This is a genomic window from Haloparvum alkalitolerans (assembly GCF_055381565.1).
The window spans coordinates 361,168-377,500 of record NZ_AP043938.1; the positions used below are offsets into that span (position 1 = coordinate 361,168).

The 16,333-nt window shown below is 71.4% G+C and carries 14 protein-coding genes; 8 read left to right on the forward strand and 6 right to left on the reverse strand.

Annotated features, from left to right (window positions below):
- Positions 1 to 11 precede the first annotated feature (11 nt).
- Both ACZ432_RS04190 and tmcA read right to left on the reverse strand, forming a co-directional pair.
- Positions 12 to 503 (reverse strand): DUF456 domain-containing protein, encoded by a 492-nt coding sequence (locus tag ACZ432_RS04190; protein ID WP_426964731.1) that lies wholly within the window; start codon positions 501 to 503, stop codon positions 12 to 14.
- A gap of 92 nt (positions 504 to 595) precedes the next feature.
- Positions 596 to 2,947, reverse strand: coding sequence for a tRNA(Met) cytidine acetyltransferase TmcA (tmcA, locus tag ACZ432_RS04195; RefSeq protein WP_426964730.1), 2,352 nt, complete (start codon positions 2,945 to 2,947; stop codon positions 596 to 598).
- A gap of 116 nt (positions 2,948 to 3,063) precedes the next feature.
- On the opposite strand from tmcA, the gene ACZ432_RS04200 reads away from it, so the two are divergent.
- Entirely contained in the window at positions 3,064 to 3,513 is a 450-nt protein-coding gene (locus tag ACZ432_RS04200; protein WP_426964729.1) for a UPF0179 family protein, read from the forward strand.
- A 50-nt stretch (positions 3,514 to 3,563) separates the two neighbouring features.
- Here ACZ432_RS04200 and ACZ432_RS04205 read toward each other — a convergent pair whose 3' ends face one another.
- The 3 genes from ACZ432_RS04205 to ACZ432_RS04215 all read right to left on the reverse strand — a co-directional run bounded on the left by ACZ432_RS04205 (position 3,564) and on the right by ACZ432_RS04215 (position 6,003).
- A complete protein-coding gene (locus ACZ432_RS04205; protein WP_426964728.1) occupies positions 3,564 to 4,394 on the reverse strand; it encodes a DUF7847 domain-containing protein in 831 nt (276 codons plus the stop codon).
- Positions 4,395 to 4,627: 233 nt separating this feature from the next.
- Complete coding sequence (locus tag ACZ432_RS04210) at positions 4,628 to 5,587, reverse strand: zinc-dependent metalloprotease (protein WP_426964727.1); 960 nt, start codon at positions 5,585 to 5,587, stop codon at positions 4,628 to 4,630.
- Between the two features lie 83 nt (positions 5,588 to 5,670).
- The gene (locus tag ACZ432_RS04215; RefSeq protein WP_426964726.1) at positions 5,671 to 6,003 is read right to left on the reverse strand and encodes a hypothetical protein; all 333 of its coding nucleotides are present in this window, start codon (positions 6,001 to 6,003) and stop codon (positions 5,671 to 5,673) included.
- A gap of 89 nt (positions 6,004 to 6,092) precedes the next feature.
- Between ACZ432_RS04215 and ACZ432_RS04220 the strand changes: the two genes are divergently transcribed.
- The 4 genes from ACZ432_RS04220 (at position 6,093) to ACZ432_RS04235 (ending at position 10,604) form a co-directional block, all read left to right on the forward strand.
- Positions 6,093 to 7,157: a M20/M25/M40 family metallo-hydrolase gene (locus ACZ432_RS04220; RefSeq protein ID WP_426964725.1), complete on the forward strand. Its 1,065-nt coding sequence runs from the start codon at positions 6,093 to 6,095 to the stop codon at positions 7,155 to 7,157.
- A 3-nt stretch (positions 7,158 to 7,160) separates the two neighbouring features.
- Positions 7,161 to 8,120 carry a glycosyltransferase family 2 protein gene (locus tag ACZ432_RS04225; protein WP_426964724.1) on the forward strand — a complete coding sequence of 320 codons (960 nt, stop codon included), beginning with the start codon at positions 7,161 to 7,163 and terminating at the stop codon, positions 8,118 to 8,120.
- Between the two features lie 88 nt (positions 8,121 to 8,208).
- Positions 8,209 to 9,708 carry an amidophosphoribosyltransferase gene (gene purF, locus ACZ432_RS04230; RefSeq protein ID WP_426964723.1) on the forward strand — a complete coding sequence of 500 codons (1,500 nt, stop codon included), beginning with the start codon at positions 8,209 to 8,211 and terminating at the stop codon, positions 9,706 to 9,708.
- A 197-nt stretch (positions 9,709 to 9,905) separates the two neighbouring features.
- A complete protein-coding gene (locus ACZ432_RS04235) occupies positions 9,906 to 10,604 on the forward strand; it encodes a halocyanin domain-containing protein (protein ID WP_426964722.1) in 699 nt (232 codons plus the stop codon).
- Between the two features lie 87 nt (positions 10,605 to 10,691).
- Here ACZ432_RS04235 and ACZ432_RS04240 read toward each other — a convergent pair whose 3' ends face one another.
- Entirely contained in the window at positions 10,692 to 12,074 is a 1,383-nt protein-coding gene (locus tag ACZ432_RS04240; RefSeq protein ID WP_426964721.1) for an NAD(P)/FAD-dependent oxidoreductase, read from the reverse strand.
- Positions 12,075 to 12,319: 245 nt separating this feature from the next.
- Here ACZ432_RS04240 and ACZ432_RS04245 point away from each other — a divergent pair, with 245 nt between their 5' ends.
- The 3 genes from ACZ432_RS04245 (at position 12,320) to ACZ432_RS04255 (ending at position 16,257) form a co-directional block, all read left to right on the forward strand.
- Complete coding sequence (locus ACZ432_RS04245) at positions 12,320 to 13,636, forward strand: sodium-dependent transporter (RefSeq protein WP_464378858.1); 1,317 nt, start codon at positions 12,320 to 12,322, stop codon at positions 13,634 to 13,636.
- Between the two features lie 155 nt (positions 13,637 to 13,791).
- On the forward strand, positions 13,792 to 14,391 hold the full coding sequence (gene sod / locus ACZ432_RS04250) for a superoxide dismutase (RefSeq protein ID WP_426964719.1): 600 nt from the start codon (positions 13,792 to 13,794) through the stop codon (positions 14,389 to 14,391).
- Between the two features lie 855 nt (positions 14,392 to 15,246).
- Positions 15,247 to 16,257, forward strand: a complete 1,011-nt coding sequence (locus ACZ432_RS04255; RefSeq protein ID WP_426963064.1) for a hypothetical protein — start codon at positions 15,247 to 15,249, stop codon at positions 16,255 to 16,257.
- The last annotated feature ends 76 nt before the right edge of the window (positions 16,258 to 16,333 follow it).

The following is a 16,333-nucleotide window of genomic DNA, read 5'->3' on the forward strand; positions in this document are numbered from 1 at the left end:
CGACCCCTCCGCTACAGCACCAGCACGAACAGCACGAATCCCGCCAGCACCGACCCCGTCAGCAGGACCTGCATGACCGCGGAGCCGAGCATCCCGAGCACCGTGTAGCCCGCGCGCCGGACGGCGTCCTCGCCGGTCTCGCCGCGGTGGAGTTCCAGCAGGAGCACCGCCCCGAACGAGCCGATCAGGATGCCGACCGGGCCGGTGACGAAGAACAGCAGGACGCCCGCGCCGGCCGCGATCAGCATCGTTCGCGTCGACGCGCCGGTGGCGCGGGCGGTCAGCGGCCCGGCGAACTGCTCCAGCACCGCGGCCGCCAGCGCGACGAGGACGAGGCTCGCGAGGAGGAGCGGACCGATCCCCTCGGCCCCCCAGACCGCGTACACGCCGACGCCCGCGAGCGACAGGAGGCCGGAAGGAAGCATCGGGACGACGCTCCCGACGACGCCCCCGAGCAGGAGCGCGAGCGTGACTCCCGTGACGAGCGTGGCCGGTTCGACCATGGACGTGGTACCTCCCGCGGGGACATAAGGGGTCCCGTCGAAGGTCGCCTTTCTGTCCGGCCGTCCCTCCGTCCCTGTCCCGCCTCGGTCGGCTACTCCGCGAACCGGTCCCGTTCCGCGTGCGCGGTCTCGTCGCCGTAGCGGTCCACCAGGGGCTTCGCCGCGTCGCCGAGCGCGCGCATGCACTGGCCGGTCGAGACGTAGTCGAGGCGGTCCGCGACCGCGTCCCACGCGCGGCCCTGAAGCACCTTCGCGACGAGCAGGCGCTCCTCGCGGGGAGAGAGGTCGCCGGCGCGAGCGGCCTCGCGGTCCAGCAGGTGCGCGAGCGCGAGGTCGCGGAACGCGCCGACTGCGGCGTCGTACATCCCCGGGCCGTAGGAGGCGCCGACGACGCCGCGCCAGTCGCGCGCGGACAGCGAGAGCTCCGGCTTCGCCGGACAGGCCCGGAGCGCCGCCCGGGCCACGTCCGGGTCGAGGTCGCGGTGGGCGTCCGACAGCGAGTCGCGGAGGCGGTCCCGCAGCGCGGCGGCGTGTCTGTCCAGAAGCGCCTCGCCGGCGGTCGATTCCGGCCGGACCATCACCGCGGAGTACTCGCCGGAGGCGTCGTTTCTCGTCGTGGAGACGTGGACCGTCCGGTAGCCCGCGCGGCGCCAGAACCGAAGCAGTCGCGGCGTCGCGCCGTAGCCGACGCCGAAGTAGTCCATCTCCGGCGCGAACTCGTCGTGGACGGCCTCGAGCAGCCGCGTGCCGAACCCCGAATCGCGGAGCGCGGGATGGGTCGCGATGCGCATCGTCCGGAGCCCGCGGGGCTCGCCCGCGTCCTCGTCGCGGAGCTGGCTCGTCAGCACGTCAGGAACCATGTTCCCGCGGACGCGAGACCCCTCGTACATCGACGTCCGGAGGTCCTTCGGGAGGGCCCCCTCGCGCGCCAGCAGATCGACGGCGACGACGTGCCCCTCGAACAGCAGCGCGCGCACCGAGAGGTTCGGCGCGTCGAGCAGTCGCGCGAGGTCGTTCGGCTCGGTGCGGTAGTGTGCGAGCACCAGCAGCCCGAACGCCTCGCCGAGCAGGTGCTCGTCGGCCAGCAGGTCGTCGGCGTCGAGCGCGCGGTACGCGGCGTCCTCCGGCGTCGCGTCCGCGACGGCCGCGTCGACCGCGGGCCGCGCGTCGAGCATGAGCGCGCGGAACGCCCACCCCTCCACGGGGTCGTCGCGCGCGTGGCGGATCGGCTCCTCGAGCCGCCGCTCCGTGACCGCCAGGTCGCTCGACGCGAGCCGGTCCGTGAACCGGACCGAGAACCCCCGCCCCGCGCCCTCGTAGCCGTGGACCGTCGTGCAGAAGGCGACCGACCGGGCGGCGAGCAGGCGCGTCAGCAGGCGGACCGGGACCGCGGCCGCCTCGTCGACGATCACGGCGTCCGGCATATCGCCGGGGGCGGTCGCCCCGCTGCCCCCGGCCTCGCCCGCCACGAGGTCCGCCGCGGTCGCCGGGGACGCGAAGCGTATGACCCCGCCGGCCCGCGTCTCGATCCGGCGGTCGTCGGTCGTTGCCCCCTCGTCGCCCTCGGCCGCACCACCGCCGGCACGTTCGCCGACCGCGTCGACCAGCGTCCGCGCGCGCTCGAACACCTCGGCCGCGTTTCTGAACGCGGGGGCGGTGACGAGCACGTCCCGGCCCTCGGCGGCCAGCGACCCGGCCGCGAGTCCGGCGGCGCTCGACTTCCCGCGACCGCGGTCCGACTCCACGACGACCGCGGCGCCGGGCGCCCGCAGGCGCTCGAACGCCCGGAGCGCGCGCCCCTGGTCCGCGGTCAGACACGCCTCGTAGGCGGCCGCGGGGAAGGCGGCGTCGGCGGGCGCGGCGCGGTCCGCGGCGAGTCGGTCCCGGCCGGTCGCGCGCTCCGGCGGATCGGTGAGTCCGTCGCGCTCGACCGCCGGCGGGGCGGCGTCCACGTCGACGACCCCGATGCCGGGATGCTGTCGGAGCGTGTCGACGAAGCGCTCGCGGAAGCGACCGGTCACGTCGTCGACGTCGAACGGCGGCACCGCGAGCGTCTCGTCGAAGCCATCCCGGACGGCGGGCCACTCCTCGAGCGGGGGCGTCAGCAGGACGAGCAGGCCGCCGCCGTCGACCGCCCCGACGACGCGCCCGAGCGCGTTCGGCGCGAAGTAGTCGTGGCAGTCGAGGATCACCGCCTCGCGGGTGCTCCCGAGGAGGGAGCCGGCGCCTCGGGGCGCGACCCGGTCGAACCGGAACCCTTCGCGCGTCGAGACGATAGTGATGGCGTCGTCCGCGATCCCCGCCCCCGCGACGGCGTCGAAGGCGGCGTCGGTGCCGGCCTCGCGGGCGCCCGCCAGCACGAGGACGCGGCGCTCGTCGCTGCGCTCGGCCTCCGCGCGGAGGTCCGCCGCGAGCTCGGCGACGACGTCTCCGTCCGTGGTCATGGTCCCGCCCTCGGTCGGGGCGGGCTTTGGCTCTTCGCTTCCGCGGTGCGGTTCGGATCGCCGCGGACGGACACCGAGGCGGGAGGCTTAACGCCGGGGCGTTCGTTCTCTCCGGCATGACCTCCATCACGCTCGTCGGGACGCGGCTCGCGGACGTCGGCCGGGAGTTCGTCTACGGCGGCGAGGCGCCGGGCTGTGAGGGCTGTCCGTACCGGAGCCAGTGTCTCAACCTCTCTGAGGGGACGCGCTACCGAATCACCGGCGTCCGCGAGAACGCGCAGACGCTGGAGTGTGCCGTCCACGACGCCGGCGTCCGCGCGGTCGAGGTCGAGCCGACCTCCGTGCCCGCGAACGTCCCCTCGCGCGAGGCGTACGCCGGGAGCAAGACCTCGCTGGCCGGCCCCTGTCCGCACACCGAGTGCCCGAGCCACCAGTACTGCGTCCCCGAGGGCGCGGACTTCGACGAGGACCGGAAGGTGAAGCAGGTGCTCGGCGAGCCCCCTCACGACACCTGCTACCTCGACCGTGACCTGACGCTCGTGGAGTTCGCGCCGGAGGACGAGTGAGTCGGGAGCACGCGCCGTAAGCGCCGCCCCGAGACCTGTGGGTCGGCCTGTCAGCGCCGATCGGACGCCGACGCTTCGCCCGGCAGCGGGAGCCGCCGGTAGACGGCGACCGAGAAGATGCCGAGGAAAGCGCCGACCACGCCGGTCGCGGCGACGGCGACGACCGCGACGACGACCACCGCGGCGACCGGGACGTCGATGCCGGCGCCCGCCGTCGCTCCCGGCGTCGTCAGCAGGGACAGGACGCCGAACAGGAGCCCGACCCCGCCCCCGACGACGCCGCTGAGGAGCATGTAGCCGAACGTGGCGAGCAGGTTGTGGCGGACGCGGGCCGCGCTCCGTTTCAGGCCGTCGACCGCCCCGAGGTCCTCGAGGACGATGGCGTGGCCGTAGAACTGCAGGAAGAACGCGACCAGCAGGTACACGAGGAACCCGACCGCGACGATTCCGAGGATCGCCAGCACGCCGATCCCGCCGGCGCCGGAGGAGCCGCCCTGCGCCATCGCGAGCACGCCGGTTCCGACGAAGGCGCTCGCGACGATCGTGACGACGCCCAGCGCGAGGTTGATCCCGAGCAGGGCGAGGTACGCGCCGAAGATGGAGACGTAGTTCGACTTTCCGGCCGCGACGAACGTGTCCAGCGACGTCCGACCGTCGATCGCCTCGTCCGCCATCGCGACGATGCCGCCCTGGAAGAACGGGACGAGGAAGACGATCCCGACCGAGACGACGAGCGAGACCACCGCCCCGAGGATCGGGTTCACCGCCTGCAGGGCGAGCTGTGGAAGCTGCAGCGCCGCGAGCAGGATCACGGGGACCAGTACGACCGGATTTCTGCGGAGAGCGCTCGGGCTCTCGCGGAGGGCATCGACGACCGCCATGGAAACCCGTCAGCGCACTCATACAAAAGGATGGGTAGTAGGGAGTCCCGAACAGACCGACCGGTGTCGAACGGGGAGCGACGAGACGGGACCTCGGACGGTCCGTTACTCGGACCGAGAACGCGCCGCAATCGTCGCAACCGTCGCCGTCGCAACCGTCGCCGTCGCAACCGCCACCGTCGCCACCGTCGTAACCGCCGCCACCGTCGCAACCGCCGCCGCACCCGGTCCGATCAGGGGTCGACGCGCAACAGCCACGTCTCGGGATGGTCGAGTTCGGCGTCCGTCGGGAGGTTCTCGGGGCGCTCCCACACCGCGCCGGCCGCGGCGAGGCTCCGGCGCTCCGCGACCGCCTCGAAGAAGGCGGCGCCGCGCTCGTACTGCCGGCGCTTCAGCCCGAGTCCGAGCAGTCGCCGGACGAGCTTCGCGACGGGACCGCCGCCCTGTCGGCGGGCGTCGAGCTTGCGCCGGAGGTCCGCGTACTCGTCGTCGAACGCGTGGTCCATCAGGAGCTCCGCGTAGCCCTCCACCGCGGTCATCGCGGCGTCGAGTTCGCGGAACGCTTCGCGGTCGAGCGCGCCGTCGGTCAGCGCGAGCACGCCCTCCTCCATGCGGGTTTCGAGGTATTCGGGGAGCCACGGCGCGGCGCCGAACTCCGCGGCATGGGTCACCTCGTGGAACGCGATCCAGCGCCGGAAGCGCGGGTAGTCGACGTCCAACTCCTCGGCCGCGTCCACGATGTTCGGGTGGACGAAGTAGAGCCCGTGAGCGGCGTCGGGGTCGTCCGCCAACAGCAGGGGGTCGTACTGGCCGAGGACGTTCCTGCCGAGGAAGCCGAGCATCACCGCCATGGTCCCGGTGTTGGCGACGCGGGAGGCGTCCGGGAGCAGGGGCGCGGCGCGGTCCGAAAGCGGCGCCATCACCGCGCGGAACGTGTCGAGGTTGGCGTCGATCCAGTGGTGGCGGTTCTGGATCTCGACGGTCTCGGGCACGTCGAAGGCCACGTCCGCGGTCTCCCGAAGGCGGTCGCGGGCGTCGCGCACGTCGGTCGCGTAGCCCTCGCGCTCCGCGGGCGGGAGGTCGAGCGTCCCCGGGTCGGTGCCGGCCTTCGCGGCCTCCGCCGCCCGGTCCCAGTCGACGACGCCGTCGCCGGAGGCGGCCGTCACCGCGCGGACGCTCCGAAGCAAGTTCATGGAGGGATTCGGGTCGCGCGACGCAAAGCCCTTGCGTCGAAGCGGGCGGCGATGCGGTCGGCGGGTTCCCTCGGCCGTCTCCCTCAGTCGACCAGTTCCTCGACCTCCTCCTCGACGGCCTCGAGGTCCTCGAACTCGCCGCCGCCGAGGAGCTTCCACGCCGCCACCGCCAGCGCGGCGAGGACGCCGACGAGGAGCGCGCCCTTGCCGAGCGTGCAGGCGGGACAGTCGCAGCCGTCCGCGCACATCGGGCAGGGACACGACCGGGTTTCGACGTCCGAGTCGCCGGTCGATTCGGCCCCGTCGGCCCCGTCCGCGGCGTCGGCGGTCCGCCCCGCACCGAGCGATTTTGGCCCGATCTGCACGTCGCCGTCGCCGAGCCTGATCTGCAACAGCGTGAAGGATTTGTCGGCCATGTGGTGCGTTTCGTCCGGCGCGGGTTTAACGGTGCTGGCGCGCCCTGCCGAGCGCCGGCTTCATTGCTTCCCCGTTCGAGCCCCCGGGCATGCACGAGTCACGGCGCGCGTTCCTCACCGACCTGCTGGAGACGCCGAGCCCCTCCGGCTTCGAGACCGCCGGCCAGCGCGTCTGGACGGCGTACGTCCGCGAGTTCGCGGACGAAGTGGAGACCGACGCCTACGGCAACGCGGTCGCGGTCCACGAGGGGTCCGGCGAGGGACCGACGCTGGCGTTCACCGGCCACGCGGACGAGATCGGGTTCATCGTCCGCGACGTGACGGAGGACGGCTTCCTCCGGATCGCGCCGGTCGGCGGGAGCGACCGCACCGTCTCGAAGGGCCAGCACGTCACCGTCCACGCCGACGAGCCGGTCCAGGGCGTGATCGGGCAGACCGCGATCCACCTCCGGGACCCGAGCGAGGACGAGTTCGAGGACATCAGCGCGCAGTTCGTCGACGTGGGCGCCGACAGCGACGAGGACGCGCGCGAACTCGTGGAGGTCGGCGACCCCGTCACCTTCTCGACGACCGTGCAGGACCTCGCCGGCGACCGCATCGCCGCGCGCGGGATCGACAACCGGACGGGGACGTGGACCGCCGCGGAGGCCCTCCGGCGCGCGAGCGAGGCCGACGCCGACGCGACCGTCTACGCCGTCTCCACCGTACAGGAGGAGGTCGGCCTCAACGGGGCGCGGATGGTCGGCTTCGACCGCGAGGAGGTGGACGCCTTCGTCGCGGTCGACGTGACCCACGCGACGGACAACCCGGACGTGGCGACGAAGCGGCGCGGCCCGGTCGAACTCGGGGAGGGGCCGGTCGTCACGCGCGGGAGCGCCAACCACCCCGAACTCGTCACCCTCGCGCGCGAGGCGGCCGAGGCGGCCGACGTGGACGTGCAGTTGCAGGCCGCGGGCACCCGGACCGGCACCGACGCGGACGCCTTTTTCACCTCGCGGTCGGGCGTCCCCTCGCTGAACGTCTCCATCCCGAACCGCTACATGCACACGCCGGTCGAAGTCGTCGACACCGGGGACCTCGTCGCTGTCGCGGAGCTGCTGGCCGCGATGGCGGAGCGCGCCGCCGGCCGCGAGGGGTTCGCGGTCGAGGTCTGACCCGTGCCCAGTGCCTCCGCCGACGGACCGCCAGCGAGCGTGCTGCTCCCGACCGTCCGGTGGACCGACGCCTGCGACCAGGTGGCCGCCCAGCTCCGAGCGGACGACGAACTGCTCGTCGTCTGCGACGACGCGTCCGACCCCGTGGCGGCCCGCCGCGACGACGAGACGCTCCCCGACGGCGTCCGGATCGTGCTGGCCGGCGAGCCCGAGGGCTGTTCCGGGAAGGCCAACGCCATCGCGGTGGGGATGGAAGCGGCGACTCACGACCGGATCGTCTGGACGGACGACGACTTCGACCACCCGCCGGCGTGGATCTCGACGCTGCTGGACGACTACGAGGCGCGGGGGCCGACCACCGAAGTCCCGTTCTTCGCGGGGAAGGACCCGCTCTCGACGTTCCTCGAGCCGATGAACGCGCTCGGCGGGTCGCTGTCGGTGCGGGCGGGCGGCATCGCGTGGGCGGGCGCCGTCGTCTTCGACCGTGCGGACCTCGACGAGGCCGCGTTCCGGCGGGACCTGCGCTCGGCCGTGAGCGACGACGGGACGCTGAGCGAGCACGTGGACGTGACGCCGGTGGGCCGGACGCGGCGCGTCCCCGCCGGCGGGAGCCTGCGGGCGACGCTGGAGCGGCACGTCCGCTTCGTGAAGATCATCCGGTTCCACGACCCGCGCGGGATGGTCGGGTCGGCCGCGCTCGCCGCGGTCGGGGCCGCGGCCGGCGTCGCGTTCCCGCTCCCGACGCTGGTGGTCGCCACGCTACTGCTGACCGGCGTGTACGCGGTCCTCGGCGTTCGGCGCTGGACCGCGCTGCTGGCGTATCCCGCGATGCTCGCCGCGCCGCTCCTGCTCGCGTACGGCCTCGCGCGCCGGACCTTCCGCTGGGGCGGCCGCCGGTACCGCTGGCGGGCGCGGGACGACGTGGCGGTCGTCGACCGTGGACCGCCGGACGACGGCCAATAACCACATTCATGCATATCTGTGGTCGAAGGAAGGAGCAAAGGGACCACGAACAAGAGGGTTTTTACCGATTCCCGACCCAGCCTCGCGCATGGAACCCCGAGGGGTCGAGGCGGGCGACGAACCGCGCGAGAAGTGCGGCGTCGTCGGCGTCTCGCTCGCCGAGCGGGAGGCGGCCAGACCGTTGTACTACGCGCTGTACGCGCTCCAGCACCGCGGCCAGGAGTCGGCCGGCATCGTCACGCACGACGGCTTCCAGCAGCACGGCCACGTCGAGCGCGGCCTGGTCGGCGACGCCTTCGACGAGTCGGACCTCGAGTCGCTCAGCGGCTCGACCGGCATCGGCCACGTCCGCTACCCGACCGCCGGTAGTCTGGACAAGTCCTGCGCGCAGCCCTTCTCCGTCTCGTTCAAGTCGGGCTCGCTCGGGCTCTCGCACAACGGCAACCTCGTCAACGCCGCGGAGGTGCGCGAGGAGTTGGCCGCGCTCGGCCACGCGTTCACGTCCGACGGCGACACCGAGGCCATCGCGCACGACCTCGCGCGCAACCTGCTCGACGAGGACCTCGTCCGCGCGGTCAAGCGCACGATGGGGCGCATCCACGGCTCCTACTCGCTGGCGATCATGCACGACGACACCGTCCTCGGCGTCCGCGACCCGAAGGGGAACCGGCCGCTGTGTCTCGGCGAGCTGGAGGACGGCTACGTGCTCGCCTCGGAGTCGGCCGCCATCGACACGCTCGACGGCGAGCTGATCCGGGACGTGCGACCGGGCGAACTCGTCGTCCTCGAACCCGACGGACAGGGGTACGACACCTATCAGCTCGTCCAGGAGGACCGCACCGCCCACTGCTTCTTCGAACACGTCTACTTCGCGCGCCCGGACTCCGTCATCGACGGGGGGCTCGTCTACGAGGTGCGCCGCGAACTCGGCCGGCACCTCTGGCAGGAGTCGGGCGTGGAGACGGACGTGGTGATGCCCGTCCCCGACTCCGGGCGCGCGTTCGCCTCCGGCTACGCGGACGCCGCCAACGAGACGACCGCGGACGGGGAGCCGCGCGGCGACGAACCGGGCGTCGAGTTCGCGGAGGGACTGATGAAGAACCGCTACGTCGGCCGGACGTTCATCATGCCGACGCAGGACGAGCGGGAGCGCGCCGTGCGGCTGAAGCTCAACCCGATCAAGTCCACCGTCGAGGGGAAGACGGTCACCATCATCGACGACTCCATCGTCCGCGGGACGACCTCGACGCAGCTGGTGGAACTCGTCAAGGAGGCGGGCGCGGAGGAGGTCCACCTGCGGATCGGCGCGCCGCAGATAATCGCGCCCTGCTACTTCGGCATCGACATGGCGACGCGCGAGGAGCTCATCGCCGCCGACCGGTCCACCGAGGAGATCCGCGAGGCGGTCGGCGCGGATTCGCTGTCGTACCTCTCGATCGACGCGGTCGCCGAGGCGCTCGACGCCTCGCGGGCCGACCTGTGTCTGGGCTGTGTCACCGGCGAGTACCCCTTCGACGTGCCCGACGAGGCGACCGACCGCGACGTGGCCCGCCCCGTCATCGACGCGCCGGAATCGGCCGGGGACTGACCCGGGTCACGCTGTCGGGGGGTTTCTGTGCCCGGCCGCGTCGCTGGAGGATTTCTGTCCCCGGCCGCGTCGCTGGAGGATTTCTGTCCCCGGTCGCGCCGCCGGGCGACGCGCACCGACCGACGCCGCCCGCGGCCGCTTTTCACGACGTGGGAACGACCGGACCCTTATTGCGCCCGTCACGCGAACGTGCAGGTATGAGCCGACCAGACACCGACACGCGAGTGGGGCGACGAGGGTTCCTGCGTGCGGGCGCGGCGGGGGCCGCGGCCGCGACCGGGCTGGCCGCGGGCGCCGGCACCGCCGCCGCGCAGTACGACGGCTGGTTCGAGGACGTGGACAACTACGAGGGCACCTACGACTACACCGGACAGGACGAGGTGACCGTCGCGGTCGGCGCCGGCGGCGGCCTGCAGTTCGAACCGGCCGCGATCCTCGTGGACCCCGGCGCGACCGTCGTCTGGGAGTGGACCGGCGAGGGCGGCGACCACAACGTCGTCACCGAGGGCGACGGCTTCGAGTCGGAGCTCACCGGCGAGGCGGGCCACACCTTCGAGCACACGTTCGACGACGCCGAGTCGGGCGACACGTTCCTGTACTACTGCGACCCGCACCGCGCGGTCGGGATGAAGGGCGCCGTCGCCGTCGGCGAGACCGACGACGAACTGATCGAACCCGGAAGCGGCGGCGGTGGCGGAACCGAGTCGGGCGGCGGAGAGGGCGGCGAGTCGACCGGAACCGCGACGAACGAGAGCGCCGGGGGCGCCGGCGGCGACGGCGGGAGCGCCGCGGCGTCGCTGACCGCCGACGACGCCGGCGTACTGGCGGTGGCGCTCGGCTTCGCGGGCCTGCTGTTCGCGGTCGGACTCGGCATCGTGGACATCGAACCGGAGTAGGGAGTCGACCGGTCGCGGAGGGACGCCTGTCGGAGTCGCATCGGGTCGAAAAAGCGCGCGGCGCCGGCCGCCCTCGGCAGTCGGCGCTCAGTAGACGTACTCGTCCTCGGTTATCTGCGTGTACGACGAGCGCCACTTGCGCTTGTTCCACTTGTAGGAGAGCAGTAGCTTCGCCGCGTCCCATCCGGCGGAGTACCCCCGTCGGAGCAGGCCCTCGTCGGAGTCGTCGGCCAGCATCGTGTTCGCGGCGCCGATGATCCTGTTCCAGTCGCTCGGGGTGTACGCCTTCACCATGTCCGCCATCGTCACGTTCCGAAGGATCTCGTCGCCGATGGCCTCCTTCCAGCGCCGGTTGTACGCCGAGAGGTCGCCCGCGGCCGCGAGTTCGCCCGCGATGGCGCCCGTGCGCACCGCGACGTGGTCGCCGCCCTCGTGGAACGCGGAGGTGGTGCCCATGGCGCCGCCCGCGACCGCGACGTCCGCGCCCGTCGGGGAGTCGATGGGGCGCGTCGAGGAGATGGAGTACGTCTCCGTCCCCCCGCGCTTGCCGGCGTCCTCGACCAGCGGGAAGTCCTCCTCGACGTCGTACTCGTCGCCGTACTGCCACTCCAGCAGGCGCTCGACGTACTCCGAGCCGGAGGGGACCGAGTCGTCCTCCGGCCGCAGGAGCTCGTACTCCTCCCGGTCCTCGACCGCGTCGAGGTCCAGCCCGATGGGCATCGTGAGCCCCACGCGGCAGACGCGGTCGCGGTTCGGGAACACCCACGGGTAGGCGGTCTCGCCGGGCATGACCCCCCACCAGAAGACGATAGCGTCCTCGACCTCCTCGTACAGTTCCTCGGGGAACCGTCGGTACTCCTGATAGGCGATGTGGTTGGCGTCCCGAGAGGCGAGCCGCTCGGAGGCCTTCTCGCCGTCGGGGAGGTAGCGGTCCAGCACGCGGTTCGTCACCGTGCGCTGGGGGCCGTCCGCGAGGATCAGGAAGTCGCCGCCGACGGTGCTCCCGTCTGCGAGTTCGACGACGTGACGGGGGTCGTCGTCGCCCGCGGCGCTCGACTCCACGTTCCGGACCGACGCCTCCACGCGGTACTCGGCGCCGGCGTCCTCAGCTCGTTCGCGCATGAAGTCGTCGAACCGAGCGCGGTGGAAGGTGTAGCCGAACTCGTCGTACGAGGAGTCGATGCCGGTGCTGTACAGCGTACAGCCGGCGTCCGGCCCGCGGAACTCCGCGCGCTCCAGTTCGTTCTGCACGACGCCCTCGGGGAACTCGTCGGGGTGGATCCCCATGATGTCGACCCAGTAGTTGAGGATCCCGGCGGCGTCCGTCGAGTCGGGACCGAGGCCCTCGCGGTCGGCTCGCGGGACCCCCTTCTCCAACACGATCGCGTCCGCGCCGCCGCTCGCGGCCGCGTGTGCCGCCGAGGTGCCGGCGGGTCCCCCGCCGACGATCACAACGTCTGCGCGTTCCATACACGTGAGCGTCGCGGTCAGGCTATTAAACCCACGGAACGGACGGGTATCCCGCCCTCTCACGGAGGACGAAATCGAGGCGTCCCGGCCGCGTCGGTGCGCCGTAGAAAAATATCCATCAACGATCGTGATTGGGAACTGGTGTCCATAATCGTGGGACTCCGCGTCGATAGCTGTCACATCTCAGACGAAAACGTCCGCGAACGGACAGGTATATAGGGCGCGTGGCACGTCAGCTCGTACCGATGGCACGTGAAACGTGGGCCACGCGGCTCGGCTTCATCCTCGCGGCGGTCGGCAGCGCCGTCGGGCTGGGGAACATCTGGCGGTTCCCCTTCCTGACCGGCGAGGCGGGCGGGGCGGCGTTCCTCGTCGTCTACCTGCTGTTCGTCGCCGTGATCGGACTCCCCGTGCTGCTCGTGGAACTCGTCATCGGTCGACGGTCGAATCGTAACCCTATCGGCGCCTTCGAGGCGCTCGAAGCACCGAACTGGAAGTTCGCGGGCGCGGTGGCGGGCTTCATCATCCTCTCGTACTACAGCGTCGTGGGCGGGTGGGTGATCCAGTACCTGATCGCCTCGCTCACCGGCGCGTACGCCGCGAACCCGGGTGAGTACTTCCTCTCGACCGCGAGCGGCCTCAACGCGGTGGCCTTCCACGCGCTGTTCATGGGGCTGGTCGCCACCGTCGTCGCGCTGGGCATCCGCGACGGGCTCGAGCGGGCGGCGAAGGTGATGGTCCCCTCCATCGTCTTCCTGCTCGTCGTCCTCGCCGGCTACGGCTCGACGCTCTCCGGCGCCGGTGCGGCGTACAGCTACTACCTCTCGCCCGACGTCGGAACGATCGTCGCCAACGCGACGAGCCTGATCCCGGACGCGGCGGGACAGGCCTTCTTCACGCTCTCGCTCGGGATGGGCGTGATGGTGACGTACGCCTCCTACCTCGGCGAGGACCGGAACCTGTTCCGCGACGCCGGCACCATCGTCGTCATCGACACGCTGGTGGCGTTCCTCGCCGGTCTCGTCGTCTTCCCCTTCCTGTTCACGCAGGGCGTCGAGCCCGGCTCCGGCGGCGCCGGCGCGGTCTTCATCAGTCTCGCGACGGCGTTCGCCGAGCTCCCGGCCGGCGGCGTCGTCGGCGCGGTGTTCTTCTTCATGCTGGGCATCGCGGCGCTGACCTCCGCCTTCTCCATCCTCGAGGTGGTCGTCTCCTACGTCGTCGACACCTACGGCGTCGACCGCAAGCCGGCGACGATCGCCATCGCGGGGATCATCTTCCTCGTGGGGATCCCGACCGCGCTCGACCTGACGTACCTCGACACCTACGACCTGCTGGCCAACAACATCCTGCTGATCCTCGGCGGGCTACTGTTGTCCCTCTTCGTCGGCTGGCGCTACGCCGGCGAGGCCATCGACGAGCTGCGGAAGGGCAGCGGCGACGCGACGCTCTCGGTCGCGTGGATCTGGATCGTCCGGCTCCTCGTTCCGGTCGTGCTCCTGTACACGCTCTACCTCGGGATCGAGGGCTACGCCGAGTTCCTCGCCGAGACCTACCTCGCGTAGTTCCCGACCACGACACTTTTTCGGCACCGACGGCCGACGCGTCGCAGTTCCCCGGCGAGCGACGCCGGCGCGGCCGAATTTATGGTGTGTGGTAACGTGTCTTTCCTCAATCTTTAACAGCTATCCGACCAATCCTGTACCGAGGAGGATTCACAATGAGCCACGAACTCGACCCACTACCGTACGACTACGACGCGCTGGAACCGCACATCTCCGAACAGGTGCTCACCTGGCATCACGACACCCACCATCAGGGCTACGTCAACGGTCTCAACAGCGCCGAGGAGACGCTCGCGGAGAACCGCGAGGAGGGCGACTACGGTAGCACCGCGTCCGCGCTCGGTAACGTCTCCCACAACGGGAGCGGTCACTACCTCCACCACCTCTTCTGGAACAACATGTCGCCGAACGGCGGCGGCGAGCCCGCGGGCGCGCTCGCGGCCCGCATCCAGGAGGACTTCGGGTCCTACGAGGGCTGGAAGGGCGAGTTCGAGGCGGCCGCGTCCGCCGCGGGCGGCTGGGCGCTGCTCGTCTACGACCCGGTCTCCAAGCAGCTCCGGAACCTGAAGGTCGACAAGCACGACCAGGGCGCGCTGTGGAGCGCACACCCCATCCTGGCGCTGGACGTCTGGGAGCACTCCTACTACCACGACTACGGTCCGGCCCGCGGCGAGTTCATCGAGAACTTCTTCGAGGTCGTCGACTGGGACGACGTGGCCGACAACTACGAACACGTCGTCGAGAAGTTCGAGTAACCCCGGCGTCCGCGGTTCCGCCACAACCTTCGCTTTCTTTCGATACCGACGCCCGAGCGATAGCGCTCCCGCTCGATGATGGCGATACTTAGTGGAGCACGGTGGAAATCTTGCCTTTCTGTCAGATCGTGGTTTTTCTGTGCCTGCTGCAGGTCCTGCTGCTCTAGACAGCAACGTCTAGAAAGCCCCAGACGGCTCGCCCGGCCGCGTACCGGCAGACGGTCCGGGCGTTCCGTTGCGTCTCTCAGCAACGCCCGACGGACGGGTCCGGGCTGCGACTGCCGTCGTCCCGCTCGTTCCTCGCGGGACCCTCGCTGCGCTCCTCGCTCTCCGCTTGGCGAGACAACCCGCGTCTCGCTAGCCTCCAGCGTGCGGTAGCGCGCTGGAGACACAGCCCGCTGCGGTGCTTGCGCCGTCGGGGCCGGATCGAGCCGGCTGCCCCTTTCAGTCCCACCCACCGCCCCGCGACCGCACAGCGCCGCAACCTCACACCTCCCCAGCCTCGGCGGCGGCGCGGCCGCGGAACCACAACGCACAGCAGGCGGCCGCGCCGCCGCCTCCCTCGCGCGGTCGCGGCGACGCAGGGTCGCCGCGGCGCGCGCCGACAGCACAGCACCGCAACCGCACCGCTCCGCGACCGCACCGCACCGCCGCGAGTTTCAGAAAAAGCGAGGTTTCTGAATCGGTCTGCAACACTAAGTATCGGTTCGTTGCGGGGGCATGCACGGTCGCGGATCGGTCGCGGGCGGGTCGACCGGAGCGCCGGGTTCCTGACACGCCGCCGCGACCTGTCTCCGAGGACCTTTGAGGAGGGCGCTCGAAGCCGGGGCAGATGCAGGACCGAGGGATCAGGGTATGAGCGATGCGGGCGTCCCCAGGCGGGGCGACGGGGTTCGAAGCCGACTCCGGGGGTTGCAGAACTGGGTACTGCTGGAGGCCGACCGGCTGCTCGTGACCGCGGCGCTGCTGGTTGGCGTCTATCTCGTGCTCGACCCCGCGGCACACGCGGTCCCGACCGGGTCGGACGGGCTGGAGTCGGGCCATCGCGTCCAGGGACTGCTCCGCTCGATCCTCGGCGGGGTGTTCCTGCTCGTTTCGATCGTGGTCTCGACCTCCTCGCTGTTCGTGACCCAGGAGCAAGGCCCCCTCGGCCAGCAGCTCGACCGGATCGAGGAGGTCGGCAGCCTCCGCCGGGAGATCGAGAACGCGGCGGGCGTGACGGTGACGCCCGCGGACCCGACGAACTACCTCATCGTGCTGGTCGACGCGGTCGCGTCGAAGACGGGCGAGCTCGCGGACGACGTGGCCGAGGCGGACGCCGACCTCCAGGCGAACGTCGAGGAGTACCTCCGCGAGATGGCCGAGCAAACCTACGACCTGGAGTCTCGGCTCGAGGGACGGGACGACACCGTCTCGCTGGTGCTGGCGACCCTCGATTACGATCAGGTCCTCCTGACCAACCAGCTGCGGCAGCTACGCGCCGAACACGAGGAGGTGCTCCCGCCGGAGGCCGACGAGACGGTCGACGACCTGCTCGCGCTGTTGCGCCACTTCGCGGCCACCCGCGAGTACTTCAAGACGCTCTACTTCAGCCAGGAGTTCGCGGCGCTGTCGAAACACCTGATCTACGTCTCGCTCCCGACGATCCTGCTGGTGTCGTTCGTGCTGCTCCACACCGGCGATTTCCCGGACACCCATACGGCGACGACCGTCGTCACCACGGTCTCGATGGCGCCGTTCATGCTGCTGTCGGCGTACGTCCTCCGCGTGGCGACCGTGACGCTCCGGACGCGGTCGACCGGCCGGTTCGCCTTCGAGCGCGACCGCCCCGACGACGTGCTGGAACTCGACGGTCCCGACCGATAGCCGGCGGACGTGTCGCGGCCGGCGACCGCCCCTTCGCCGGCGCGTCGCCGCGGGGCTGCCGGCGGCCCTGTGAGCG